The sequence below is a fragment of the Pseudomonas sp. GD04015 genome, assembly GCF_029837675.1.
Taxonomy (GTDB): domain Bacteria; phylum Pseudomonadota; class Gammaproteobacteria; order Pseudomonadales; family Pseudomonadaceae; genus Aquipseudomonas; species Aquipseudomonas paralcaligenes.
Map to the genome: position 1 here is coordinate 1 of NZ_JAOEEE010000005.1, position 25,141 is coordinate 25,141.

Annotated in this window: 17 protein-coding genes, 2 tRNA genes and 1 riboswitch; of the genes, 5 read left to right on the top strand and 14 right to left on the bottom strand. The window is 67.9% G+C overall.

Annotated features, from left to right (window positions below; translation table 11 throughout):
• Positions 1 to 3: 3 nt before the first annotated feature.
• The 3 genes from N7640_RS05620 to N7640_RS05630 all read right to left on the bottom strand — a co-directional run bounded on the left by N7640_RS05620 (position 4) and on the right by N7640_RS05630 (position 6,801).
• Positions 4 to 918 carry a transglutaminase family protein gene (locus N7640_RS05620; protein WP_279901966.1) on the bottom strand — a complete coding sequence of 305 codons (915 nt, stop codon included), beginning with the start codon at positions 916 to 918 and terminating at the stop codon, positions 4 to 6.
• Complete coding sequence (locus tag N7640_RS05625) at positions 915 to 3,407, bottom strand: circularly permuted type 2 ATP-grasp protein (protein WP_279901964.1); 2,493 nt, start codon at positions 3,405 to 3,407, stop codon at positions 915 to 917. The genes N7640_RS05620 and N7640_RS05625 overlap by 4 nt, the downstream gene beginning before the upstream one ends.
• 85 nt (positions 3,408 to 3,492) lie before the next feature.
• Positions 3,493 to 6,801, bottom strand: a complete 3,309-nt coding sequence (locus tag N7640_RS05630; protein WP_279901963.1) for a transglutaminase family protein — start codon at positions 6,799 to 6,801, stop codon at positions 3,493 to 3,495.
• Between the two features lie 134 nt (positions 6,802 to 6,935).
• On the opposite strand from N7640_RS05630, the gene N7640_RS05635 reads away from it, so the two are divergent.
• Together N7640_RS05635 and N7640_RS05640 are read left to right on the top strand one after the other, a co-directional pair.
• Positions 6,936 to 7,340 carry a bacteriohemerythrin gene (locus N7640_RS05635; RefSeq protein WP_279901962.1) on the top strand — a complete coding sequence of 135 codons (405 nt, stop codon included), beginning with the start codon at positions 6,936 to 6,938 and terminating at the stop codon, positions 7,338 to 7,340.
• A 186-nt stretch (positions 7,341 to 7,526) separates the two neighbouring features.
• Complete coding sequence (locus N7640_RS05640; protein ID WP_279901961.1) at positions 7,527 to 8,030, top strand: hypothetical protein; 504 nt, start codon at positions 7,527 to 7,529, stop codon at positions 8,028 to 8,030.
• Positions 8,031 to 8,039: 9 nt separating this feature from the next.
• On the opposite strand, the gene N7640_RS05645 is transcribed toward N7640_RS05640, so the two are convergent.
• Positions 8,040 to 10,328 (bottom strand): YgiQ family radical SAM protein, encoded by a 2,289-nt coding sequence (locus N7640_RS05645; protein WP_279901959.1) that lies wholly within the window; start codon positions 10,326 to 10,328, stop codon positions 8,040 to 8,042.
• 209 nt (positions 10,329 to 10,537) lie between these two features.
• On the opposite strand from N7640_RS05645, the gene N7640_RS05650 reads away from it, so the two are divergent.
• Positions 10,538 to 12,418, top strand: coding sequence for a sensor domain-containing diguanylate cyclase (locus tag N7640_RS05650; protein ID WP_279901979.1), 1,881 nt, complete (start codon positions 10,538 to 10,540; stop codon positions 12,416 to 12,418).
• Positions 12,419 to 12,476: 58 nt separating this feature from the next.
• On the opposite strand, the gene alr is transcribed toward N7640_RS05650, so the two are convergent.
• The 8 genes from alr to rnr all read right to left on the bottom strand — a co-directional run bounded on the left by alr (position 12,477) and on the right by rnr (position 20,684).
• Positions 12,477 to 13,553, bottom strand: a complete 1,077-nt coding sequence (alr, locus tag N7640_RS05655; protein ID WP_279901957.1) for an alanine racemase — start codon at positions 13,551 to 13,553, stop codon at positions 12,477 to 12,479.
• Positions 13,554 to 13,633: 80 nt separating this feature from the next.
• On the bottom strand, positions 13,634 to 15,028 hold the full coding sequence (gene dnaB, locus N7640_RS05660) for a replicative DNA helicase (RefSeq protein WP_220814625.1): 1,395 nt from the start codon (positions 15,026 to 15,028) through the stop codon (positions 13,634 to 13,636).
• A 150-nt stretch (positions 15,029 to 15,178) separates the two neighbouring features.
• Complete coding sequence (gene rplI / locus N7640_RS05665) at positions 15,179 to 15,625, bottom strand: 50S ribosomal protein L9 (RefSeq protein ID WP_220814626.1); 447 nt, start codon at positions 15,623 to 15,625, stop codon at positions 15,179 to 15,181.
• 21 nt (positions 15,626 to 15,646) lie between these two features.
• On the bottom strand, positions 15,647 to 16,540 hold the full coding sequence (locus tag N7640_RS05670; protein WP_279901956.1) for a hypothetical protein: 894 nt from the start codon (positions 16,538 to 16,540) through the stop codon (positions 15,647 to 15,649).
• Positions 16,541 to 16,577: 37 nt separating this feature from the next.
• A complete protein-coding gene (gene rpsR / locus N7640_RS05675; protein ID WP_021701047.1) occupies positions 16,578 to 16,808 on the bottom strand; it encodes a 30S ribosomal protein S18 in 231 nt (76 codons plus the stop codon).
• A gap of 28 nt (positions 16,809 to 16,836) precedes the next feature.
• Positions 16,837 to 17,250 (bottom strand): 30S ribosomal protein S6, encoded by a 414-nt coding sequence (gene rpsF / locus N7640_RS05680; protein WP_110683505.1) that lies wholly within the window; start codon positions 17,248 to 17,250, stop codon positions 16,837 to 16,839.
• Between the two features lie 168 nt (positions 17,251 to 17,418).
• A complete protein-coding gene (gene rlmB / locus N7640_RS05685) occupies positions 17,419 to 18,171 on the bottom strand; it encodes a 23S rRNA (guanosine(2251)-2'-O)-methyltransferase RlmB (protein ID WP_279901955.1) in 753 nt (250 codons plus the stop codon).
• Positions 18,168 to 20,684, bottom strand: coding sequence for a ribonuclease R (gene rnr, locus N7640_RS05690; protein ID WP_279901954.1), 2,517 nt, complete (start codon positions 20,682 to 20,684; stop codon positions 18,168 to 18,170). Before rnr ends, rlmB begins: the two co-directional genes overlap by 4 nt.
• Positions 20,685 to 20,880: 196 nt before the next feature.
• Between rnr and N7640_RS05695 the strand changes: the two genes are divergently transcribed.
• Both N7640_RS05695 and N7640_RS05700 read left to right on the top strand, forming a co-directional pair.
• Positions 20,881 to 20,967: transfer RNA gene (locus tag N7640_RS05695), tRNA-Leu, on the top strand.
• A gap of 107 nt (positions 20,968 to 21,074) precedes the next feature.
• A tRNA-Leu gene (locus N7640_RS05700) sits at positions 21,075 to 21,161 on the top strand.
• Between the two features lie 110 nt (positions 21,162 to 21,271).
• On the opposite strand, the gene N7640_RS05705 is transcribed toward N7640_RS05700, so the two are convergent.
• Both N7640_RS05705 and N7640_RS05710 read right to left on the bottom strand, forming a co-directional pair.
• On the bottom strand, positions 21,272 to 23,206 hold the full coding sequence (locus tag N7640_RS05705) for a methyl-accepting chemotaxis protein (RefSeq protein WP_279901953.1): 1,935 nt from the start codon (positions 23,204 to 23,206) through the stop codon (positions 21,272 to 21,274).
• 139 nt (positions 23,207 to 23,345) lie between these two features.
• Complete coding sequence (locus N7640_RS05710) at positions 23,346 to 24,785, bottom strand: TolC family outer membrane protein (protein WP_279901951.1); 1,440 nt, start codon at positions 24,783 to 24,785, stop codon at positions 23,346 to 23,348.
• Positions 24,786 to 24,984: 199 nt separating this feature from the next.
• A riboswitch (TPP riboswitch) is annotated at positions 24,985 to 25,091 on the top strand.
• The last annotated feature ends 50 nt before the right edge of the window (positions 25,092 to 25,141 follow it).

A 25,141-nucleotide genomic window follows, 5' to 3' on the forward strand; every position in this document is an offset into this window, starting at 1 on the left:
CGCCTACCCCACCGCCGGCAGCGGCTCGTCCAGCGGCGTCACCGTCACCCGCACGTCCGGGTCATGGCTGCCGCCGCCGAGGATCACGCCGCGCAGCGGCGAGACGTCGGCGAAGTCGCGGCCCCAGCCGAGGGTGATGTGTTCCAGCGCCGGCAGCAGGTTGTTGGTGGGGTCGAAGTCCACCCAGCCCTGGCGCGGGCAGTACACCGCGACCCAGGCGTGCGAGGCGTCGGCGCCGATCAGCCGGGGCTGGCCGGGCGGCGGCCGGGTCAGCAGGTAGCCGCTGACGTAGCGCGCCGCCAGCCCCCGGGAACGCAGGCAGGCGAGCATCAGGTGGGCGAAGTCCTGGCAGACGCCGCGGCGCTCCTCCAGCACCTGCAACAGTGGGGTCGCCACCTGGGTGGCGGCGGCGTCGAAGGTGAATTCCTCGAAGATCCTGCGCATCAGCGCCCGCACCGCCAGCAGCAGCGGGCGGCCCGGCGCGAAGCAGTCGGCGGCATAGTCGACGAACACGCCCTTGAGGTTCACGTAGGGCGACTGGAAGCGGTAGCGCGCGGCCTCCAGCAGCCCGGCGGACAGTGGCTGGCCGCTGTAGCCGAGGGCCGCCACCACGTCTTCCCAGGGCGGGGAATCCTCCAGTTGCAGGCCCTCGCGGGCCAGCACTTCCACGCGCAGGCTGGCGACCACCCGCAGCTCGTCGTGAGGGCGTTCGAAGGCCAGGCGGGTGAGCGGGTTGCCGAAGGTGTCCAGGCCGTCCTGGCGCCGGGTCGGCTGCGGGGTGATGGTCAGGTGGCGCTCCTGGCAGAGCTGCCGCTCGCAGTCGCGCGGCCACAGGTGGGCCAACTGCTGGGCCAGGGAGACGGGCGCCGAGTAGCGGTAGTGGGTGTCGTGGAGGACCTGATAGAGGGCACGCTTCATGACGAGAGTGTCCCCCGGCTGGCGTCCACGTGCACGAAGAAGCGCAGGGCCAACTGGTCCGAGACCTCGCCGGAGGCTTCGACGATCTGCAGCAGCAGGTCGGCCAGGCCGCCGAGCACGGCGCGCACGCCGGAGGCGCCGAACAGCGGGTTTTCCAGGCTGCCCAGGCGGAACCCGGCAAGCTTGTCGCCCAGCTCGGCCAGCGCGCCACCGGCGACGAAGCCGAAGTTCTCCTCCAGCCGCTCCAGGGAGCGCAGCAGCTGGCGCAGCTGGAACAGCACGGCATGCGGGTTCTGCTCGTCGAGCAGGAGCAGGTCGAGCACCGGGATCAGCTGGGCGCTGGCCAGGTAACGGGTGCGGTAGGTGATGCTGCTGTTGCCCAGTTCCAGCAGCCACTCCAGCGCGGACTGGTCGTGGGCGGCGTGGCCGCGCAGGAAGCCGGCGATACTCTCGCAGAGGAACTGCAGACGCTCGATGCTGCGGCCGATCATGAGGAAGCGCCAGCCGTCGTCGCGGGTCATGTCGTCGAGGGCGAAGCCGGCCAGCGCAGCCAGCGACATCAGCAGGCGGTTGAGGAAGTCCAGCAGGTCGCCGAAGTCGGCGCCCTCGCGCTCCAGGCTCTGGGCCTCGCGCTGCAGTTCGACCAGCGCCTGCCAGTTGGCGCGGGACAGCTTGCCGCGCACGCTGCCGGCCGACCACTGCAGGCGCTGCAGGCCGGCGCGCAGGCTGGCCGGCCAGTCGGCGCCGAGCATGGCCTCGAACAGGCGCTGCTCCAGGGTGCCGCTGGCGGCGTCCGGCAGCAGGCCTAGGCCTTCGCCCAGGACCAGCGCGGCCTGCAGGGCCTGCGGGTCGTCATCGTCGTCGACATAGCGCGACAGCATGATGCGCAGCAGCCGCGCGCTGTCCTCGCAGCGCTCGCCGTAGCGGCCGAACCAGAACAGGTTCTCCACCACCCGCGACGGCAGGAACGGGTCGCTGCGCACCAGGTCGGCCACACCGAGCGGGCGCAGCCACTGCCAGGGCTCGCCGCCCGGATGGCGCTCGCCGAGCACCCAGGTGTCCTTGCTCGCCCCGCCGCGCTGCATCGAGATCACCTCGGCATCGGCATCGGCGGCCACCCGGGTCAGGCCGCCGGGCAGCACCCGGTAGCCGTCGGCGCTGGCCACGGCGAACACGCGCATGCCGATGGCGCGCGGCACCACGCCGCCCTCCTCGGCCAGCCACACCGGCGCCTGGGACAGCTGGGCGCGGGCCTGCGCCACGTAGGCGTAGGGACGCGCCCGGATGCGCTCGGCCAGGGCCGCGCGCTGGGCCTCGTCGAGGTCGCGGCCGAACTGGGCGACGAAGCTCTGCGACGGGAAGCTCGGCCGCACCAGCAGCTCGTCGAGCTTGTCCAGCGCCTCGCCCAGCACCGGTTCTTCGCCACACCACCAGCTGGCGATGGACGGCAGCAGCAGTTCCTCACCTAGCAGCCGCTCGGCGATAGCGGGCAGGAAGCCGGGCAGTCCCGGCGACTCCAGCACGCCGCTGCCCAGGGCGTTGGCCACCAGCACGTTGCCCTGGCGCACCGCTTCGAGCAGGCCGGGCACACCGAGGGCGGAGTCGGTGCGCAGTTCCAGCGGGTCGCAGTAGTCGTCGTCCAGGCGGCGCAGCACGGCGTGGACCCGACGCAGGCCGGCCAGGGTCTTGAGGTAGAGGCAGGCGTCGCGCACCGTCAGGTCGCTGCCTTCCACCAGCGGATAGCCGAGCTGGCGCGCCAGGTAGAGGTGCTCGAAATAGCTCTCGTTGAAGCGCCCTGGGGTCAGCACCACCACCAGCGGCGTCTCGCCGTCGGCCGGCGCCTGGCGCGCCAGGGTGTCCTGTAGGGTGCGGAAGAAGCCAGCCAGGTACTGCACGCGTAGGTCGCGGTACAGCTCGGGGAAGGCGCGCGAGAGGATCTGCCGGTTCTCCAGGGCGTAGCCGGCGCCGGAGGGCGCCTGGGTACGGTCGGCGGTGACCCACCAGCGACCGTCCGGCGCCCGCGCCAGGTCCACCGCGTACAGGTGCAGGTAGGTGCCGCCCGGCGGGCGCACGCCCTGGCAGGGCCAGAGGAAGTTGTCGTGGCCGAACACCAGCTCGGTCGGCAGCAGGCCCTCGGCGAGCAGCTGCTGCGGGCCGTAGAGGTCCGCCAGCACGGCGTCGAGCAGGCTGGCGCGCTGGGCCACGCCGGCGGCGATCTGCTGCCACTCGTCGGCGGGGATCAGGTTGGGCAGCAGGTCCAGTTCCCAGGGGCGGTCGGCGCCGTCCGGCGCGGCGTAGGCGTTGTAGGTCACGCCGTTTTCCTGGATCTGCCGCTCCAGCAGGGCCTGGCGCTGCTGCAACTGGGCCGGGGTGCTGCGCTGCAGCTGGTCGAACAGGCGGCGCCAGTGCGGGCGCACCTGGCCGCGGGCATCGAGCAATTCCTGGTAGGCCGCGCCGGAGCGCGGGTAGTCGGCAAGCAGGTCAGGCATGGACATCTCGGCAGTGTTAACGCGGCGCCTCTCCCTTAGCCCCCTCATCCGCCCTTCGGGCACCTTCTCCCGGCGGGAGAAGGATTCAGGAGCGGCGCAGGTCCAGGGTCATGGGCAGTTCATTATTGTTGATCGGTTCGGCCACCGTGCGTTCACCCGGGCTGTGCCCGTGGCGGAAGAAGCGCGCCATGCGCCGGCTCTCGGCGGCGTAGGCGTTGACCGGCAGCGCCTCGAAGTTGCGCCCGCCGGGGTGCGCCACGTGGTACTGGCAGCCGCCGAGGGAGCGCTGCATCCAGGTGTCCACCAGGTCGAACACCAGCGGCGCGTGCACGCCGATGGTCGGCTGCAGGCAGCTGGCCGGCTGCCAGGCGCGGTAGCGCACGCCGCCGACGAATTCGCCGACCCTGCCGGTGGGCCGCAGCGGCACCGGCACGCCGTTGCAGGTGAGCAGGTAGCGGTCCGGCGCCAGGCCGTTCAGCTTCACCTGCACCCGCTCCAGGGACGAGTCCACGTAGCGCACGGTGCCGCCGACGGCGCCCTCCTCGCCCAGCACGTGCCAGGGCTCCAGGGCCTGGCGCAGCTCCAGGTCGATGCCCTTGACGGCGTAGTCGCCCAGGCGCGGGAAGCGGAACTCCAGGTGCGGGGCGAACCATTCGGCACGCAGCGAGTAGCCGGCGGCATTGAGCTCCTGGATGACGTCGGCGAAGTCCTGCTCGACGAAGTGCGGCAGCAGGAAGCGGTCGTGCAGCTCGGTGCCCCAGCGCGCCAGCTTCGCCGGGCGGTACGGCTCGTTCCAGAAACGCGCGACCAGGGCGCGCAGCAACAGTTGCTGGACCAGGCTCATGCGCGCGTGCGGCGGCATCTCGAAGGCGCGCAGTTCGAGCAGGCCGAGGCGGCCGCTGGCCGAGTCCGGCGAGTACAGCTTGTCGATGCAGAACTCGGCGCGGTGGGTGTTGCCGGTGACGTCCACCAGCAGGTTGCGCAGCAGGCGGTCGATAAGCCAGGGCGGGCACTCGCGGCCCGGCTCGGGCATCTGCGCGAAGGCGATCTCCAGCTCGTAGAGGGCGTCGTTGCGCGCCTCGTCCACCCGCGGCGCCTGGGAGGTCGGGCCGATGAACAGGCCGCTGAACAGGTAGGACAGCGACGGATGGTTATGCCAGTAGCTGATCAGGCTGCGCAGCAGGTCCGGGCGGCGCAGGAAGGGCGACTCGGCCGGCGTGGCGCCGCCGAGGACGAAGTGATTGCCGCCGCCGGTGCCGGTGTGGCGGCCGTCGAGCATGAACTTCTCGCTGCTCAGGCGGCAGTGGCGCGCCGCCTCGTAGAGGAATTCGGTGCGCTCGACCAGTTCGTCCCAGGTGGCGGCCGGGTGGATGTTGACCTCGATCACGCCGGGGTCCGGGGTGACGCGGAAGTGGGTCAGGCGCGGGTCCTGCGGCGGCTCGTAGCCTTCCAGCAGCACCGGGCAGCGCAGCTCGCGGGCGGTGGCCTCGATGGCGGCGACCAGCTCCAGGTAGTCGTCCAGCCGCTGCAGCGGCGGCATGAACAGGTACAGGCGGCCGTCGCGCGGTTCGGCGCACAGGGCGGTGCGGACCACGCCGGACGCCGACTCGAACAGCCCGGGCGCCTGCGGTCCCTCGCCCTCCGCCGGCGGCTTGCGCCCGGCCGGGTGCAGCGGCATGCGCAGCTGCTGGACGATGCTCTGCCGGCTGGGCAGCGGCGGGAACGGCTGGTGCGGGTCCTGCGGCGCGACGTAGGGGTAGTCCAGCTCGCCGACCCAGGGTTGCGAGTCCAGCGGCAGGCGGTAGCCCAGCGGCGAGTCGCCGGGGATCAGCCGGCAGTGTTCGTCGCGCAGGAACCAGGGCCCGGTCAGCCAGGCGTCGTCGCCGGCGCTGCGCATCAACGGCAGGACGTGGCCGACCACCTCGCCCAGGCCGCGGCAGAACACCTTGCGCAAGCGCTCGCGCTCCAGCGGGTCGGCCAGGCGCGCGTCGCCCGGGGTGACGTTGGCCGGCAGGCGGCGTTCGCGCCACAGGTAGTAGAGCCAGTCCTCGTAGGCCGGGAACACGTGCTCGGCCTCCAGCCCCAGGTGCCCGGCCAGGGTGGCGAGGAAGCGCCCGGCCAGGCGCGCGTCGGCGCCGTAGTAGCGGGTCTCGTCGGCGTACAGCGCCGGGTCCTGCCAGATCGGTTCGCCGTCCTTGCGCCAGAAGCAGTTCAGCGACCAGCGCGGCAGCTGCTCGCCGGGGTACCACTTGCCCTGGCCGAAGTGGACCAGGGCCTGCGGCGCGTAGTGGGCGCGCAGGCGGTGGAACAGCTCGGCGGCCAGGCGGCGCTTGTTCGGGCCGAGGGCGGCGGTGTTCCACTCGGCGTCGTCCGGGTAGTCGATGGCGACGAAGGTCGGCTCGCCGCCCATGGTCAGGTGCACGTCGCCGTAGGCCAGCTCGGCGTCCACCTGGCGACCGAGGCCGAGTATCTCCTGCCACTGCTCCTCGCCGTAGGGCATGGTCACGCGAGGCGCTTCCCAGATGCGCTCGATGCGCATGTCGTGCTCGAACTCGCACTCGCATTCGTCGAGCACCCCGGAAATCGGCGCCGCGGCGGAGGGCTCGGGGCTGCACGCCAGCGGCACGTGGCCCTCGCCGGCGAACAGGCCGCTGGTGGGGTCGAGGCCGACCCAGCCGGCGCCGGGCAGGTACACCTCGCACCAGGCGTGCAGGTCGGTGAAGTCCTGCTCGGCACCGCTGGGGCCGTCAAGGGATTTGACGTCGGCGGTGAGCTGGATCAGGTAGCCGGAGACGAAGCGCGCGGCCAGGCCCAGGTGGCGCAGCAGCTGCACCAGCAGCCAGGCCGAGTCGCGGCAGGAGCCGGAGGCCAGTTGCAGGGTCTCCTCCGGCGTTTGCACGCCCGGCTCCAGGCGGATCAGGTAGCGGATGTCCTGGGACAGGCGCTGGTTCAGCGCGACCAGGAAGTCGACGCTGGGCGTCGGCGTGCGGTCGATGCCGGCCAGGTACTCGGCGAACAGCGGCCCGCAGGCAGCCGTCACCAGGTAGGGCGCCAGCTCGCGCTGCTCGCCGCCGGTGTAGGCGAAGGGAATCTTCTCGGCGTGCTCTTCGAGGAAGAAGTCGAAGGGGTTGAACACCGCCATCTCGGCGACCAGGTCGACGGTGACCTTGAGCCGCTCGGTCTTCTCCGGGAACACCAGGCGCGCCAAGTAGTTGCCCTGGGGGTCCTGCTGCCAGTTGACGAAGTGCTCGCCCGGCTCCACCTGCAGCGCATAGGAGAGGATGCGCGTGCGGCTGTGGGGCGCCGGGCGCAGGCGGACGACCTGCGGGCCCAGGTTGATCGGGCGGTCGTAGCGGTAGTGCGTGACGTGCTGCAGTGCGACATGGATCGACACGGCGTGCCTCCTGCGAGCCAGGGCGATAACCGGCAGGGGCAAGAGTTGTGCCATTGCCATTGACCCGGATCAACGAGGCCTCGGCGACAGCGGGCAAGATCGGCAGCAAAAAACAACGAGGGGAGCAGGAGCGCATGACCTTCATGCCGTGGACGCAAGCGCTTGAGGTGGGGATAGCGGAGATCGACGAACAGCATCGCTGGCTGGTGGACCAGACCAACGACCTGCACGAGGCGCTGAGGGCCGGGGCCTCGCGCGGGCAGGTCGGCGCGCTGCTGGAGGGGCTGATGGACTATGTGATGAACCACTTCATCGTCGAGGAAAACCTGTTCGTCCGCCTCGGCTACCCCGAGGCCGAGGCGCACCAGGCCCAGCACAACCTGTTCAGCGGCCAGGTGATGACGCTGCTCGCGCGCCACGAGGAGGGCGAGGCGGTCGGCCCCGATGCTCTCGAACTGCTCAAGGACTGGCTGGTGCACCACATCCTGAAAGTGGACAAGGCCTACGTGGCGCATTTCCGCGACCACGGCCTGGGCTGAAAGCGCGCACCAGAAGGGTGCGAGACACTCCCCCTGCAGGCTTCAGTGCGGTGCAAGCAGCTTGCCCGGCGGCTGTCTGCCCACACCCTACGGAGATTGAGCTGCGCCTCCCGGACCGGATGCACCGATTCGCCTATGATCCAGCCCGCCCCGGCGGGAATCGAGGGAATGACGCGAGGAACCGGAGTGAAGACGCCACTGGAACTGGCACTGGAACAGCTGCATCAGGGCCACGTCGACCCATGCGGGGAGGCCGCCCTGACGCCTCTCGGCGCCATGCGCCTGTGGGCCGGCCTGTTCGCCGCCACCTTCTTCGAGGTATTTCTCTGCGCGGTGATCGCCATCGTCTGCGCGCTCCCGCTGCTGGTCCCGGCGCTACCCGTGGCGGAACAGCCGCTGGCGCAGTTCTTCGGGCTGATGCTGCTCGTCGGCGTCTACAGCCTGGGCAACATTCTGCTCATCCAGGGATTGCCGGGAGCGCGCCTCGTGCACAGCCTGCTGTTCGCGGCCCTGCTGCTCGGCCCGCTGGCGGTCCAGGCGCAGGGTCTGCAGGGCGGGCTGGCGCTCACGGGCATCGGCGCAGGCCTCGCCGGACTGCTGCTGAGCAACAGCAAACGCTACCGGGCCATGCAGGCGCTGCACAGGCTGATGCGCCAGCTGCGCAGCCGATACCACCCGGGGCGAGGCTGAGGTCTTCCCTCAGCGCGGTGCGACCGGGCGCTTGACCGGCTTCTTGCCCCCGGACTTCTCCGCCTTGCGCCGCGCCTCGGCGGCGGCCTTGGCCTGCTCGCGCTTGTCCCACGCCTTGCCGCCATCGCTGCCGCGCGGCGGCAGGCCGGTGTGCTGGGTGAGGATGCGGCCGACCGTCTTGCCCTTTTCCGCACCGCCGACCTTCTTGCTGCCGGCCGGCGTCGAGTTCTTGCGCCGCGCGCTCTGGTACTCGTCGGTCTGCGGCTGGTAGGTCGGGATCAGGTGATGCTTGCCGTTGCCGATCAGGTCGGCGCGGCCCATGCGCTCCAGCGCCTCGCGCAGCATCGGCCAGCCCTTCGGGTCGTGGTAGCGCAGGAAGGCCTTGTGCAGGCGGCGCTGCTGATCGCTCTTGACGATGGTCACGCCATCGCTCTTGTAGGTGACCTTGCGCAGCGGGTTCTTGCCCGAGTGGTACATGGCCGTGGCGCTGGCCATCGGCGACGGGTAGAAGGCCTGCACCTGGTCGGCGCGGAAGCCGTTGCGCTTGAGCCACAGGGCGAGGTTCATCATGTCCTCGTCGGTGGTGCCCGGGTGCGCCGCGATGAAGTACGGGATCAGGTACTGCTCCTTGCCCGCCTCCTTCGAGAACTTCTCGAACATCTGCTTGAAGCGGTCGTAGCTGCCGATGCCCGGCTTCATCATCTTCGACAGCGGGCCTTCCTCGGTGTGTTCCGGGGCGATCTTCAGGTAGCCACCGACGTGGTGGGTGACCAGCTCCCTGACGTACTCGGGCGACTCGACGGCGAGGTCGTAGCGCAGGCCGGAAGCGATCAGGATCTTCTTCACCCCCGGCAGGGCGCGGGCCTTGCGGTACAGCTCGATCAGGGACGAGTGGTCGGTGTTCAGGTTCTCGCAGATGCCCGGCCACACGCAGGACGGCTTGCGGCAATGCTGCTCGATGTCCGGGCTCTTGCAGGCGATGCGGTACATGTTGGCGGTCGGGCCGCCGAGGTCGGAGACCACGCCGGTGAAGCCCGGCACCTTCTTCATCTCCTCGATCTCGGCGAGGATCGATTCGTGCGAGCGGTTCTGGATGATGCGCCCCTCGTGCTCGGTGATCGAGCAGAAGGTGCAGCCGCCGAAGCAGCCGCGCATGATGTTGACCGAGAAGCGGATCATCTCGTAGGCCGGGATCTTCGCCTTGCCGTACTCCGGGTGCGGCACGCGGGCGTAGGGCATGCCGAACACGTAGTCCATTTCCTCGGTGGTCATCGGGATGGGCGGCGGGTTGAACCACACGTCCACCTCGCCATGCTTCTGCACCAGGGCGCGGGCGTTGCCCGGGTTGGTCTCCAGGTGCAGCACGCGGTTGGCGTGGGCGTAGAGCACCGGGTCGTTGCGCACCTTCTCGAACGACGGCAGGCGGATCACGGTCTTGGCGCGGGTCATCCTCGGGCTGGGCAGCAGCTCGATGACCTTGGCCTCGTTGGGGTCCTCGGCCGGCCCCTTGTCCTGCTCGATGGCGCAGGCGGCGGTGTCCTGGGTGTTGACGTAGGGATTGATGATCTTGTCGATCTTGCCCGGGCGGTCGATGCGGGTGGAGTCCACCTCGAACCAGCCTTCCGGGGTGTCGCGGCGGACGAAGGCGGTGCCGCGCACGTCGGTGATCTGCTCGATCCGCTCGCCGAAGGCCAGGCGCTGGGCGATCTCCACCACGGCGCGCTCGGCGTTGCCGTACAGCAGGATGTCGGCGGTGGCGTCCATCAGGATCGAGCGACGCACCTTGTCCTGCCAGTAGTCGTAGTGGGCGATCCGGCGCAACGAGGCCTCGATGCCGCCGAGGACCACCGGGGTCTGGCTGTAGGCCTCCTTGCAGCGCTGGCTGTAGACCAGGCTGGCGCGGTCCGGGCGCTTGCCGGCGAGGCCGCCCGGGGTATAGGCGTCGTCGCTGCGGATCTTCTTGTCCGCGGTGTAGCGGTTGATCATCGAGTCCATGTTGCCCGCCGCCACGCCGAAGAACAGGTTCGGCTGGCCGAGCTTCATGAAGTCGTCCTTCGAGCGCCAGTCCGGCTGGGCGATGATGCCGACGCGGAAGCCCTGGGCCTCCAGCAGGCGGCCGATGATGGCCATGCCGAACGACGGGTGATCGACGTAGGCGTCACCGGTGACGATGATGATGTCGCAGCTGTCCCAGCCGAGCTGGTCCATCTCCACCCGGTTCATCGGCAGGAAGGGCGCGGGCCCGAAACACTCGGCCCAGTATTTCGGGTAGTCGAACAGCGGCTTGGCGGCTTGCATATTTTTTGATCAGGCGGACGCTCACGGGGCGCGGAATATAGCACAAAAAATATACAGAATCCGACCAGGACGCTCGGGCGTATCCTGCCGCCGGTTTGTGATCACGATCACTTCCATGGCTATACTCCCGGCCAATTGCCCACGCCATTCAGAACCCGGTTCAAGGAGTCCACCCGGTGCGATGCCCTCTCGCGCATGCGCTGCTGCTGATGCTGTGCCTGAGCCTGCTCGGCGGGCGGCTGCAGGCCGCGCCCATACAGCTGCAGGCCGACAGCAGCGGACAGGAGCTGAACGGGCATATCGCCCTGCTGGAAGACGCCGGTGGCGAGCTGGGCATCGAGGACATGGCCGCCCCGGCCGTGCAGGCGCGCTTCCGGCCGGCCGACGGCCGCGCCAGCGTCGGCCAGAACGCCAATCCCTGGTGGATCAGGATCGAGCTGCAGCGGGCGGACGACGCACCGGCGCAGTGGTGGCTGGAGATCGGCGCGGTGACCCCGCTCGACCTGCAGCTGTATGTGCCCGACGGCCAGGGCGGCTGGAGCCTGCGCCAGTCCGGCGAGCGGGTGAGCTTCGCCGAGGGCCGCGACCACGACTACCGGCGCGCGGTGCTGCGCCTGCCGGAACTGGGCGAGACGCCGCAGACCTTCTACCTGCGCAGCTACGACCCGGCCGGCAACTCCTTCCCGCTCAAGGTCTGGCAGCTGGACGCGCTGGACCACCTGGCCAACCATGAGAACCTCGGCCTGGGCCTGATCTACGGCATCATCGCCGCCCTGCTGCTGTACAACCTGTTCATCTTCCTCACCCTGCGCGACTCCGCCTACTTCTGGTACGTGCTGACCACCGCCGGCGCCCTGCTGCTGATCGTCAGCATGAGCGGCCACGGCTTCCAGTACCTGTGGCCGGGCGCGCCGGTGCCGTTCTGGCTGGACCGCATCACCCTGCCCTCGCTATGGGGCTTCTGCGCCTGCCGCTTCACCCAGACCCTGCTGCAGACCCGCGTCCATGTGCGCTGGGCGCACCACCTGCTGAGCTTCGCCTGCGCCTGCTACGTGATCGCGGTGGTCCTCGACGGCTTCGGCCAGCGCGGCACCGCCGCCTGGCTGATCGCCCTGCTGTCGCTGACCAGCATCCCCGCCGCCCTCGGCTCGGCGATGATCCGCTGGCGCCAGGGCTACTTCCCCGCCCTGCTCTACCTGTTCGGCTACGGCCTGATCCTCGGCAGCATCAGCCTGGCGCTGATGCGCTCCACCGGCATCGTCCAGCCGGCCACCTGGAACGCCTACGTGTTCCCCCTGGCGGTAGCCGCCGAAACCATCCTGTTCTCCTTCGCCCTGGCCTACCGCATCCAGACCCTCAAGCAGGAAAAGGCCGAGGCCATGCTCCAGGCCGATCGCGAGAAGACCGCGCGCCTGGCGCAGATGCAGGCCAGCGCCGACGAACTGCAGGAAGCCGTGCGCCTGCGCACCGCCGAACTGGCCCTGGCCAACCAGCAGCTAAGCGAGCGCGAGGAGCGCCTGCAGCACGCCGCCTTCCATGACCCGCTGACCGAGCTGCCCAACCGCCGCTACCTGATCGAACGCGCCGAAATGGCGCTGGCCGACGCCCAGCGCCGCGAAGAATCGGTGGCCCTGATGCTGGTGGACCTGGACCACTTCAAACCGATCAATGACCGCTATGGCCACGACGCCGGTGACCTGATGCTGCGCACCATCGGCCAGCGCCTGCGCGAGCACATGCGTGCCAACGACATGGTGGCGCGCCTCGGCGGCGACGAATTCGCGGTGCTGGTAGGCGGCGCCGACGCCCGCCAGCATGTCGAGGAAGTCGCCACCCGCCTGCTCGCGGAACTGTCGCGACCGGTGATGTACGGCGCCAACCGCCTGGCGGTCACCATCAGCATCGGTGCAGCCTTCTATCCGCAGCACGCACTGCAGTTCGCCGGCCTCTACAAGTCGGCCGACGAGGCGATGTACCGGGCCAAGCAGAAGGGGCGCTCCGGCTTCGTGCTGCAGGGCGAAGGTGGCGAACTGAGCCTGGAAGAATGCCTGGCGCTGGACGTGCTCAAGGTGCCCAGCGGACTGAGCTAGAACAGGCTTTCCTACACGAACGAACCCGTAGGGTGCGCCATGCGCACCGACGCCAGGCTCAGGTGTGGTAGCGACGCGGCACCCGCGCGGTGACCTTGGTCAGCAGCTCGTAGCCGATGGTGCCGGCGGCCCGCGCCACCTCATCCACCGGCAGGTTGGCGCCCCACAGCTCCACCGCGTCGCCGACGGCGGCCTCGGGCAGGTCGGTGAGGTCCACCATCAGCATATCCATCGACACCCGCCCGGCCAGCGGCACGCGGCGGCCGCCGATCCACACCGGCGTGCCGGCCGGTGCCTGGCGCGGGTAGCCGTCGGCGTAACCGCAGCTGACGGTACCGATGCGCGACGGCCGCGCGGCGACCCAGTCGGCGCCGTAGCCGATGTTCTCCCCGGCAGGCACCTGGCGCACGGCGATCAGCTGAGCGCCGAGCGTCATGGCCGGTTTCAGGCCCAGCTCGGCGGCGCTCAGGTCGACCAGGGGCGTGGCGCCATAGAGCATGATGCCGGGCCGCAGCCAGTCCATGTGCGCGGCCGGGATCGCCACCACGGCCGCCGAGTTGGCCAGGCTGCGCTGGTCGAAATCCAGGTCGAGCAGCTCGAGGAAACGCTCCAGCTGCAGCTCGGTCATCGAGTGGCCGCGCTCGTCGGCGCAGGCGAAGTGGCTGATCAGGTTCAGCTCGGCGACCTGGGCGGCGCCGCGCAGGCGGGGGAACAGCTCGCGGATGGCCTCGGCGGAGAAGCCCAGGCGATGCATGCCGGAGTCCAGCTTGAGCCAGACGTTCAGCGGCCGCGGCAGATCGGCGGCGAGCAGCACCTCGACCTGCTCCGGCCCCTGCAGCACCAGGTCCAGTCCCAGGTGCGCCGCCATCGGCAGCTCGTCGGCCGAGAAGCAGCCCTCCAGCAGCAGGATACGCGCCTCAGCGTGCATGGCACGCACCTCGGCGGCCTCCTCCAGACTGGCCACGGCGAAGCCGTCGGCCTCGTCGTGGAGCACGCTGACCACCTCACGCGCGCCATGCCCATAGGCGTTGGCCTTGACCACGGCGAACGCCTGGCGCCCCGGCGCGCAGCGCCGGGCGAGCCGGTAGTTGTGGACGATGGCGGCCAGATCGATAGTGGCGACGAGAGGGCGCATGGCGGGCTTCCGGAAACGAAACGGGCGCCCATCTTAACCGCTGGGCGCCCGCTTTCATTGATCCGGCAGGGGTATGACGATCATTCGTCCTCGAACTGGTAGGTCCCCGGCGCCAGATTGTCGAAGCGCGTGTACTTGCCGATGAAGGCCAGGCGGCAGGTGCCGATGGGACCGTTACGCTGCTTGCCGATGATGATCTCGGCCACGCCCTTGAACTCGGTCTCCGGGTGGTACACCTCGTCGCGGTAGACGAACATGATGATGTCGGCGTCCTGCTCGATCGCACCGGATTCGCGCAGGTCGGAGTTGACCGGGCGCTTGTTGGGGCGCTGCTCCAGGGAACGGTTGAGCTGCGACAGGGCGATCACCGGGCAGTTGAACTCCTTGGCCAGGGCCTTGAGCGAACGCGAGATCTCGGAAATCTCGTTGGTGCGGTTGTCGCCGCTGGAGCCCGGGATGCGCATCAGCTGCAGGTAGTCGACCATGATCATGCCGATATCGCCGTGCTCGCGCGCCAGGCGGCGGGCGCGGGCGCGCATCTCGGTCGGCGAGATACCGGCGGTGTCGTCGATGAACAGCTTGCGCTCGTTGAGCAGGTTGACCGCCGAGGTCAGTCGCGGCCAGTCGTCGTCGTCCAGCTTGCCGGAGCGCACCTTGGTCTGGTCGATGCGGCCGAGCGACGAGAGCATACGCATCACGATCGAGTCGCTGGGCATCTCCAGGGAGAACACCAGGATCACCTTGTCGGACCGCAGCACCGCGTTCTCCACCAGGTTCATGGCGAAGGTGGTCTTGCCCATGGACGGACGGCCGGCGACGATCACCAGGTCGGCCGGCTGCAGGCCGCTGGTCATGCCGTCCAGGTCGGTGAAGCCGGTGGAGATGCCGGTCAGGCCCTCGTTGGTATTGAACAGCTCGTCGATGCGGTCGATGGTCCTGACCAGGATATCGTTGATCCCCACCGGCCCGCCGGCCTTGGGCCGCGCCTCGGCGATCTGGAAGATCTGCCGCTCGGCCTCGTCGAGCACCTCCACCGCGCTCTTGCCTTGGGGCGCGTAGGCCATGTCGGCGATGTCGTTGCTGATGCCGATCAGCTGCCGCAGGGTGGCGCGCTCGCGAATGATCTGCGCATAGGCCTTGATGTTGGCCACCGAGGGCGTGTTCTTGGCCAACTCGCCGAGGTAGCCCAGGCCGCCGACCTGGCTCAGGTGGCCCTCCTTGTCCAGTTGCTCGGACAGGGTCACCACGTCGAACGGCGAGTTGCGCTCGGCCAGGGTGAAGATGGCGCGGAAGATCAGACGGTGGTCATGCCGGTAGAAATCGCCATCGGACACCGCGTCGGAGACCCGCTCCCAGGCGTTGTTGTCGAGCATCAGGCCGCCCAGCACGGCCTGTTCGGCCTCGATGGAATGCGGCGGCACCTTGAGGGCGGCGGTTTCCAGGTCGTACTGCTGGGGGACGCTGATATCGTTCATGGCAACTCGGATTCCACTGCGCAGAGCCCTTGGGCAAGCCGCGCGGCTTGGCCAAGGGTTCTAAAAAACAACGGGCACGCACCGCAAAGCGATGAGTGCCCGATTGTCTGCAGGCCCGCACCTTCGTGCAAGGCCCGCGGGTCGCTCGCCTTAGGCGGCTACCACGATCACCTTGACGGTGGCTTCCACGTCGGAGTGCAAGTGCACAGCAACGTCGAATTCGCCGACCTGGCGGATGGTACCGTTCGGCAGACGCACTTCGGCCTTGGACACTTCCACGCCAGAGGCGGTCAGGGCTTCGGCGATGTCGTGGGTACCGATGGAACCGAACAGCTTGCCTTCGTCACCGGCCACGGCAGTGATGGTGACTTCCAGCTCGGCCAGTTGGGCAGCGCGAGATTCGGCGGAAGCCTTCTTCTCGGCAGCGGCTTTTTCCAGCTCGGCGCGACGAGCTTCGAACGCAGCAACGTTCTCGGCGGTAGCGGCGGTAGCCTTGCCCTGCGGCAGCAGGTAGTTGCGGCCGTAACCGGATTTGACGTTGACCTTGTCGCCCAGGTTGCCCAGGTTGGCGATTTTTTCCAGCAGGATAACTTCCATTTGGGTCTTACCTCTTAACTTTTAACCTTCACCGTCCGCGGGGCCTGCGCCATCGTTGCGCGCTCGGCGACCGCGAAAATCCATCAGACTGTCGACGATGGCCAGGGCCACCAGTAACGGATAAACCAGCTGCATGAACAGCAGCAGCGACACATACAGCCCCACCAGCCAGAACCGCGCCAGACGCCCTTCGGCGGCCAGGCCATGCAGCAGGGCCACCCCAGCAAACGCCAGCGGCACGCTGCACAGCGGCGTCAGCATGGCCATCTCCAAGCCCAGATTCGGCGCCAGGAACATGACCGCCAACAGCCCGAAGGCCAGTGCCGGCGGCAGCCGCAAGGCGCGAAAATCACGCCCGAAGCCGCCGGGGTTGTACAGTGCCGCCTGCCAGTACCGCCCAAGCATCAGGCAGAGCAGGCTGACAGCCTGCAGCAACGCCGCCATCAATCCGGTGAGCACGGGGACGATCAGTGCCTCCAGGCGGGTCCGCTCCTCTACCGACATCTGCTGGTAGACCCCATCGAGCATCTGCGGCATGAGCTTGTACAGCTCACCCGCCAGAGCGGCGATGGGTTCACGGAACACCGCACCCAGAACCACGCCATACACCAGACCGACGGGAATGCTCAGCAGCACCACCCGACTCCAGGCGTGGCCGGCGCGCAACAACAGCGCCAACCCCAGCGAACCGAGCAGCACCAGCAGGGTGCGCGGCTCGCCGAAATGCCACCAGCCCAGGGCCGGCAGCAACGCCCAGGCGAGGATGCCAACGGCATCTCTCGGCCCCCGCCGCAGCAGCACCAGGCAGCTGGCGGCGGCACTCAACCAGAACAACAGCGGCACTGCCGCCGAACCGACCACCACGAGGGTGGCCTGCATGCGGCCGCGCATGATGAATTCAGCCATGGCGCGCATGCGGTTTATCCCTTACTACGAAATCGACGGTCCGCTATCAACGGCCGTGGCTGTCGGTGTAGGGCAGCAGGGCCAGGTAGCGGGCGCGCTTGATAGCGACGGCCAGCTGACGCTGGTACTTGGCCTTGGTACCGGTGATACGGCTGGGAACGATCTTGCCGGTTTCGGAGATGTAGGCCTTCAGGGTGTTGAGATCCTTGAAGTCGATCTCTTTCACGCCTTCGGCGGTGAAACGGCAGAATTTACGACGACGGAAGAAACGTGCCATGAATGTGGCTCCTCAATAGATCCGTGGATTACTCGTCAGCGTTGTCGCTGTTGTCACCGTCTTCGCCTTCGGCGGATTCGGTTTCAACGCGCTCACGGCGCTCGCGGCGCTCGCTGCGGTTTTCTTCGGCCTTGAGCATCTCGGACTGACCGGTAACGGCTTCGTCGCGACGGATGATCAGGTTACGGATCACGGCATCGTTGTAGCGGAAGTTGTCTTCCAGCTCGGCCAGGGCCTTGCCGCTGCACTCGACGTTCAGCATCACGTAGTGAGCCTTGTGAACGTTGTTGATGGCGTAGGCCAGCTGGCGACGACCCCAGTCTTCCAGACGGTGGATTTTGCCGCCGTCTTCTTCGATCAGCTTGGTGTAACGCTCGACCATGCCGCCGACTTGCTCGCTCTGGTCCGGGTGAACCAGGAAGATGATTTCGTAATGACGCATGAATGCTCCTTACGGGTTGCAGCCTGCCAACGGAACGTGGTCAGGCAAGGAGTGAATGACTCGTTGATCTTGCCGAAGCGAAGGCGCGCAAGCGCCTGCCGTCGCGGCAAGGGGCGACATTCTAGAGAAGCCCCCTGTCGCGCGCAAGGCGAACTGGCGATTATTTGATCAGGCCTTGCCGGCCATGCGACGCTGGCGCACCGCCTCGAACAGGCAGACTCCCGTGGCGACCGACACATTGAGACTGCTGACGCTGCCGCCCATGGGCAGCTTCACCAGGTAGTCGCAGTGTTCGCGGGTCAGGCGGCGCATGCCCTTGCCCTCGGCGCCCATGACCAGCACGGTGGGGCCGGTCATATCCAGCTGGTACAGCTCCTGATCGACCTCGCCGGCGGTGCCGACGATCCACAGGCCCTTCTTCTGCAGCTTTTCCAGCGTGCGCGCCAGGTTGGTCACCGCCACCAGCGGAATCACCTCGGCGGCGCCGCAGGCCACCTTGCGCACGGTGGCGTTGAGGGTCGCGGACTTGTCCTTGGGCACGATCACCGCCTGGGCGCCGGCGGCGTCGGCGGTGCGCAGGCAGGCGCCGAGGTTGTGCGGGTCGGTCACCCCGTCCAGCACCAGCAGCAGGGCGGGCCCCTCGCCACGCTCGAGCAGCTCGTCGAGCATGTTCTCGCCCCACACCTGGCTCGGACTGACCTCGGCCACCACGCCCTGGTGCACGCCCTCGGCCCACTCGTCCAGCTCCTGGCGATCCTTGTGCCCGACCGCCACGCGATGCTGGCCGGCCAGCGCCAGCAGGTCCTGCACCCGCGGATCATGCCGACTCTCGGCCAGCCACAGCTGCTTGACCCGCTTGGGGTGGTGACGCAGCAACGCCTCGACGGCGTGAACGCCGTAGACCTTTTCCAGTTGGCTCATTGCTTCGCCTTGCGCTTACTCGGCCGACTTGCCGACGGAGCACCGCCCGCCTTGGGCGCGCCCTTGCGATGGCCGGAAGCCTTGCCGGAGCCGCCCTTGGCCGCGGGCGCCTTGCCGCCGCCCTTCTTGGCACCGTCGAGCAGAGCCTTCTTCACATCACGGCTCTTCTGCACATCGGTGTTGCCGGGCCCCGGGGTCTTGGCCGCCGGCTTGCGACGCGACTCGCCGGCACGGCCACGGCCCGCCGGCGCCTTGTCGGCCCGCCCTTCGCTCAGCTCGAACTCGATCTTGCGCTCGTCCAGATCGACGCGCATGACCTTCACTTCCACGCTGTCGCCCAGGCGGAAGCTGCGCCCACTGCGCTCGCCGGCCAGGCGATGATGCACGGGGTCGAAGTGGTAGTAGTCGCCCGGCAGCGCCGTGACGTGGACCAGGCCCTCGACATAGATGTCACGCAGCTCGACGAAGATGCCGAAGCCGGTCACCGCGGTGATCACGCCCTCGAAGGTCTCGCCGACGCGGTCCTGCATGAACTCGCACTTGAGCCAGTTGACTACGTCGCGGGTGGCCTCGTCGGCGCGCCGCTCGGTCATCGAGCACTGCTCGCCGAGCTTCTCCAGCGCCGCCTCGTCGTACGGGTAGATACGCGCCTTGGGCATGCTCGCCGCGCCGGCGCGCTGTACGTGCTTGGTCTCGCGCTTGGAGCGGATCACGCTGCGGATGGCACGGTGCACCAGCAGGTCCGGGTAACGCCGGATCGGCGAGGTGAAGTGGGTGTAGGCCTCGTAGTTCAGGCCGAAGTGGCCGTTGTTGTCGGCGCTGTACACGGCCTGGCTCAAGGAGCGCAGCATCACGGTCTGGATCAGGTGGAAGTCCGGACGATCCTGAATGCTGGCCAGCAGCTTCTGGTAGTCCTTCGGCGTCGGCCCCTGCTTGCCCTTGTGCAGGGCCAACCCCAGCTCACCGAGGAAGGCCTTGAGCTTCTCGACCCGCTCGGCCGGAGGACCGTCGTGCACCCGGTACAGCGAGGGCATCGAGTGATCGAGCATGAAGCGCGCGGTAGCCACGTTGGCCGCCAGCATGCACTCCTCGATCAGCTTGTGCGCGTCGTTGCGCTGGGTCGGACGGATCTCGGCGATCTTGCGGCCAGCACCGAAGACGATGCGGGTTTCCTGGGTCTCGAAGTCGATGGCGCCGCGCTCGTGGCGAGCGGCCAGCAGCACCTTGTACAGCGAATAGAGTTCCTTGAGGTGCGGCAGGACCGCCTTGTACTCGTCGCGCAGGGCCTTGCCCTCGCTGCTCTTGGGCTGCTCCAGCATGTAGCTGACCTTGTTGTAGGTCAGGCGCGCATGGGAGTGGATCACCGCCTCGTAGAACTGGTAGTCGACCAGCTCACCGGACTTGGACATGCTCATCTCGCAGACCATGGCCAGGCGGTCGACCTGCGGGTTCAGCGAGCACAGGCCGTTGGACAGCTCTTCCGGCAGCATCGGCACCACGCGCTCGGGGAAGTACACCGAGTTGCCGCGCTTCTCCGCCTCGGCATCCAACGCGGAGCCGACCTTGACGTAGTGCGATACGTCGGCAATCGCCACGTAGAGCTTCCAGCCGCCGGAGAACAGCTTCCAGCGGCCGCTGTTCTTCTCGCAGTAGACGGCGTCGTCGAAGTCGCGGGCGTCCTCGCCGTCGATGGTGACGAATGGCAGGTGACGCAGGTCGACGCGGTTCTCCTTGTCCTTCTCTTCGACTTCGGACTTGAGCTTGCGCGCTTCCTTGACCACCGCCTCGGGCCAGACATGGGGGATGTCGTAGCTGCGCAGAGCCACGTCGATCTCCATGCCCGGCGCCATGTAGTTGCCGATCACTTCGACGACATCGCCCTGGGGCTGGAAGCGCGACGTGGGCCAGTGGGTGATCTTGATCTCGACGAACTGACCGACCCTGGCACCGCTCGTACGGCCCGGGGTGACCAGCACTTCCTGCTGGATCTTCGGGTTGTCGGCCTCGACGAAGCCGATGCCGGCTTCCTCGAAATAGCGGCCCACGATGGTCTCGTGGGCGCGCGCGATGACCTCGACGATGGCGCCTTCGCGGCGACCACGGCGATCGAGACCGGAGACGCGGGCAAGCACGCGGTCGCCGTCGAACACCAGGCGCATCTGCGCCGGGCTGAGGAACAGGTCGTCGCTGCCGTCGTCCGGCACCATGAAGCCGAAGCCGTCGCGGTGGCCGCTGATGCGGCCGCGGATCAGGTCGAGCTTGTCCACCGGCGCGTAGGTGCCGCGACGGGTATAGATAAGCTGGCCGTCGCGCTCCATGGCACGTAGGCGGCGACGCAGCGCTTCGAGCTGCTCGTCGGTGGTCAGGCCGAACTCGGCCACCAGTTCTTCACGGGCGGCGGGAGAGCCGCGCTCGGACAGGTGCTGGAGGATCAGCTCGCGGCTGGGGATGGGGTTTTCGTATTTTTCCGCCTCACGGGCGGCCTCGGGATCGAGGGATTGCCAATCGGCCATTAAGTGAAATCACCTTTACGCATATATAGATGGTGTGCCATGCCCCTATTGAAGCGCGAAACGGCATCGGGGGTCAGCACAATAATTTTTTCGCCGTCAGGGGTTTACAAGCAAAAACGGGCTCCGTATAGTTCGCGCCCACAACGTTGCTGAGACGTTGTAACACGGAAGCGACTGAGTAATCATAGTTTCCCGTGCCCAGGTGGCGGAATTGGTAGACGCACTAGGTTCAGGTCCTAGCGGTGGCAACACCGTGGAAGTTCGAGTCTTCTCCTGGGCACCACTCTTCAGAAACCGAGCCAAAAGCTCGGTTTCGCTTTTAACGGAGCAGCCTCCGTATCGCCGAAAGCGGTGAAGCTGCAAAAAGTCGGCGAGCAATCGTCGCAATGTGCCCAGGTGGCGGAATTGGTAGACGCACTAGGTTCAGGTCCTAGCGGTGGCAACACCGTGGAAGTTCGAGTCTTCTCCTGGGCACCACTCTTCAAGAAAAAACCGAGCTAAGGCTCGGTTTTTTCGTTTCTGATTGCTGAAAACCTGGCCGCGATGGAGCGCATCGCGGCCAAGGCCGCTCCCACTAGCGAATAGCGTCAGACCTTGAACTGGGCAAAGCTCGCTCGCAGTTGAGCCACCAGCCCATCCACCACCCTGCCGCTGGCCGCCGTCTCGCCGACCGCCTGGGCCGCGCGCTGGGCCTCGCTGTGAATCACTTCGACCCGACCGCGCACCGCCGAGGCTCCGTCGGCCTGGTGGGCGGCCGAACGGGTGGCGGTGTCGATGGCGCCATGCACCTCGTCCACCGACGCCTGCACCGATTGCTGCAGGCGCGCACTGTCGCGCAGGGCCTGCAGCCCCTCGGCCGCCTGGCCACCAGCCTGGCCGATCACCGCCACCGCCTCGCGCGCGCCCTGCTGCAGGGCCGTGATATGCGCCTGGATATCGCCGGTGGACTGCTGGGTCTTGCTGGCCAGCGCGCGCACCTCGTCGGCCACGACCGCGAAGCCGCGGCCGCTCTCCCCGGCTCGCGCCGCCTCGATGGCCGCGTTCAGGGCCAGCAGGTTGGTCTGTTCAGCGATGGACTGGATCACCGTCAGCACCACCTCGATCTGTTCGCTCTGCTTGGCCAGCTTCTCGATCACCGCCGAGCCGCTGTCGACCCGCGCCACCAGCGCCTCGATCAGACTGCCCACCCTGGCGGCGATGGCCGCGTTCTCATGGGCCGCCTGGCGGATCGCCGCGACCCTCTGCTGGGCATCGTGCATGGCCCGGCTCTCGGCCTGGGCCGCCGCCGCCATCTCCTCCAGCGCCTGCAGGCTGCCAGCCACCTCGTCGCGCTGACGCCCGGCCGCGGCTTCCGCCGCCGCGCTGCGCTGGGCCAGGCTGCGGATTTCCTCGCCGGTACGCTGGGCCACCTCGCCGGCCTCGCGAATGATGGGCTGCAGCTTGGCGATGAACTGGTTCACCGCGTCGGCCATCTCGCCGACCTCGTCGTCGCTGTCCAGCTGCACCCGACGGGTCAGGTCACCCTCGCCGGCGGCCAGGTCCTTGAGCGCGGCGATCAGCAACTGCAGGCGACTGACCACGCGCCAGCCCAGCACCAGAGCCACCACGGCCAGGGTCAGCAGGCCGACCACCAGCAACCCCGAGGCGATGCGCCAGCGCAGGCTGTCGGCAGCCTGCTGCACGGTCTCGCTACCGTTGCGCGCCATGTCGGCGGTGGCCTGTTCGGCCAGCTGCAGGCGCTGCTGCAGGGCCTGGGTACTGTCCTGGGCTGCGCCGGTCAGGCTCTTGTCGACCAGTTCGCCCGCACTGCCAACCAGGGTCGCGAAGCGGGTGTCCAGCGCGGTCAGCTCCTGCTCCACGCCATCCAGCGACATGCCCAGCTGGACCTTGCCGATGGACGCCCCCATCGGATTGATGTCCGCCTCGATCATGTGCACCTTGGCATCGCGCGAAGCGGCATCGATCAGCTTGGCCAGCGCGGTGTCACCCTGCCCCGCCTCCACCAGCTCGCGCACCCGCGGGCTGCTGCGGTTGAAGTTGCGGGTCAGGCGCTGGCCCTGGGCGTCGTAGAATACGGCGAAGAGCACGGCCGGGTCGCGCTGGACGATACGGGTCAGCGCGGTCAGGGCCGGCGTGTCGTTGTCCCAGATGGCCTTGGGCGCCACGCCGGCGAGCAACTGGGCCATGGAGTTGCCGGACTGCTTGAGGTTTTCCTCCAGCACCTGGCGCAACTGCGTCTGTTCGTCCTTGAGCTGGCCGGAGAGGCCACCGGAGAGGCGCTCGCGGGTATTGGTCGAGAGCGCCGCCAGACCGGCGCGCATCTCTTCCTCCGCGCTGCCCAACTCGTCGGCCAGGCGCTGGCTCTCCCCGCCCAGGCGCTGGGTCAGGTCGTTGACCAGGCCGTCGACCGTGGCGCGCGTCAGCCATACCGCGAGGCCGACCTGCGCCAGCATGGCCAGCCCCAGGGCGATGAAGACAGGGCGCAGCAACCGGCTGCGCAACAGCGAGAACAGAACGGACACAGCGAAACTCCTTCCGGTCGTGGACGACCTATGCCAGCGCATCGGCCGTATTCGGCAAAGCTGTAGCTAAGCAAGGTATAGGCCAAATGCCAGCATAAAAAAAAGCCCCGCATGAGCGGGGCTTTCTTCGATGGGCGACTCAGTAGTCCGAGTTGCCCCTGAGCTGGGCTTCCGCGGCCTTGGCCAGGTCCGGCGGCAGGAAGTCCTTGTCCGGGTCGTAGTCCGGCTTGAGGAAGCCGGACAGGGCCTCCAGATCGGACGGCGCCAGAGTACCGGCAGCCTGCTTCAGGCGCAGGTTGTTGAGGATGTAGTCGTAGCGGGCGTTGTTGTAGTTGCGTACTGCGGCATACAACTGACGCTGGGCGTCGAGCACGTCGACGATGTTGCGGGTGCCGACCTGATAGCCGATCTCGGTGGCCTCCAGGGCGCTCTGGTTGGAGATGATCGACTGCCGGCGCGCCTGCACGGTTTCCACGTCGGTGTTCACCGCGCGGTGCAGGTTGCGGGTGTTCTCCACCACCTGGCGGCGCAGGCTCTCGCGCTCCTGCTCGCCCTGGTTCAGGCGATGATAGGCCTCGCGCACCTGGGAGCTGGTCAGGCCACCGCTGTAGATCGGGATGTTCAGTTGCAGGCCGATGCTGGTCTGCTCCGCATCGCCGTCGTAGATCGACGTCGCGCCGTTGTTGGTGAAGCCGAGGGAGTCGTTGTCGCCCTTCTGGTACTGCGCAACGGCGTCCAGGGTCGGTGCATGGCCGGCCTTGCGCTGGCGCAGGGTTTCCTCGGCGGCATCCACCGCGTAGTTGCTGGCCTGCAGGTTGAGGTTCTGCTGGGCGGCGGTATCCACCCAGGCCTTGGCGTCGTTCGGCGTCGGCACCAACACCGGCAGGGTGTGCAGGATACCTTCGATGGAGCCGTAATCGCGGTTGGTCAGGGTGACCAGCGCCTGGAAGGCGTCATCCACGGAACGCTGGGCGAGAATCCGGTTGGCCCTGGCGGTGTCGTGACCGGCCTGTGCCTCGAGCACGTCGGTCTTGTCCGACAGACCCACGTCGAAGCGCTCGTTGGCCTGGTCCAGCTGGCGCTTGAACGCCGCCTCCTCGGCCTTGGTCGAAGCCAGGGTGTCCTGGGCACGCAGCACGGCGAAATAGGTTTCAGCGCTCTGCAGGATCAGGTTCTGCTCGGTGGCCGAGAGCTGCAGGGCATATTGCTGGTCGGTGGCCTTGGCCGCCTGGAACTGGTACCAGCGATCGGCCCGGAACAGGGGCTGGCTGAGGCTGGCGCGGTAGGACAGGCCACTGCGCGAAGCGCTGACGTTGCCCGCCCGGGTATCGACGTCGGTGTCGGTGTTCATCGCATCGGCGCCCGCCGACAGGTTCGGCAACAGGCCGGCGCGGGCCTGGGGCACCACTTCGCTGATCGCCGCGTAGTTGGCGCGGGCGGCCGCGAGATCGGCGTTGTTCTTCACCGCCTCGTTGTAGACGGTGACCAGATCGGTCTTGCTTGCCAGGGGGGCGTCTTCCGCCCAGGCCATTCCGGTGGCAGCAGCTACTGCGAGCGCCAGAGAGAGTCTGCGTAGCATGATCAGTCCTAGGATGCGTTGGGTAACCGGGCAAGGCTAAAGTGGGCACGGACAACGGTCAAGGAGCCGGCAGATCGGTTGGCGACATGCTTTGTTTCCCGTTCGCAACAATCAGAATCGAAACATCTGGATAGTTGCGCCCCATAACGAAATCCTCCCCTCGAATTGTTGTCTCCATCGACCTTGATTAGACTGCTGGCAGTTCTTGTCGGGGTGCCCAGAGTCGTGGGCTGAGATCGGATAGTTCCGGATCCCGTTGAACCTGATCAGGTTAAGGCCTGCGTAGGGAACAAGATGTCCTCGCCGCATCCGCGCGAGTCCTCTCGGCACCACCCGTGGTGCACCTTCCGCCATCA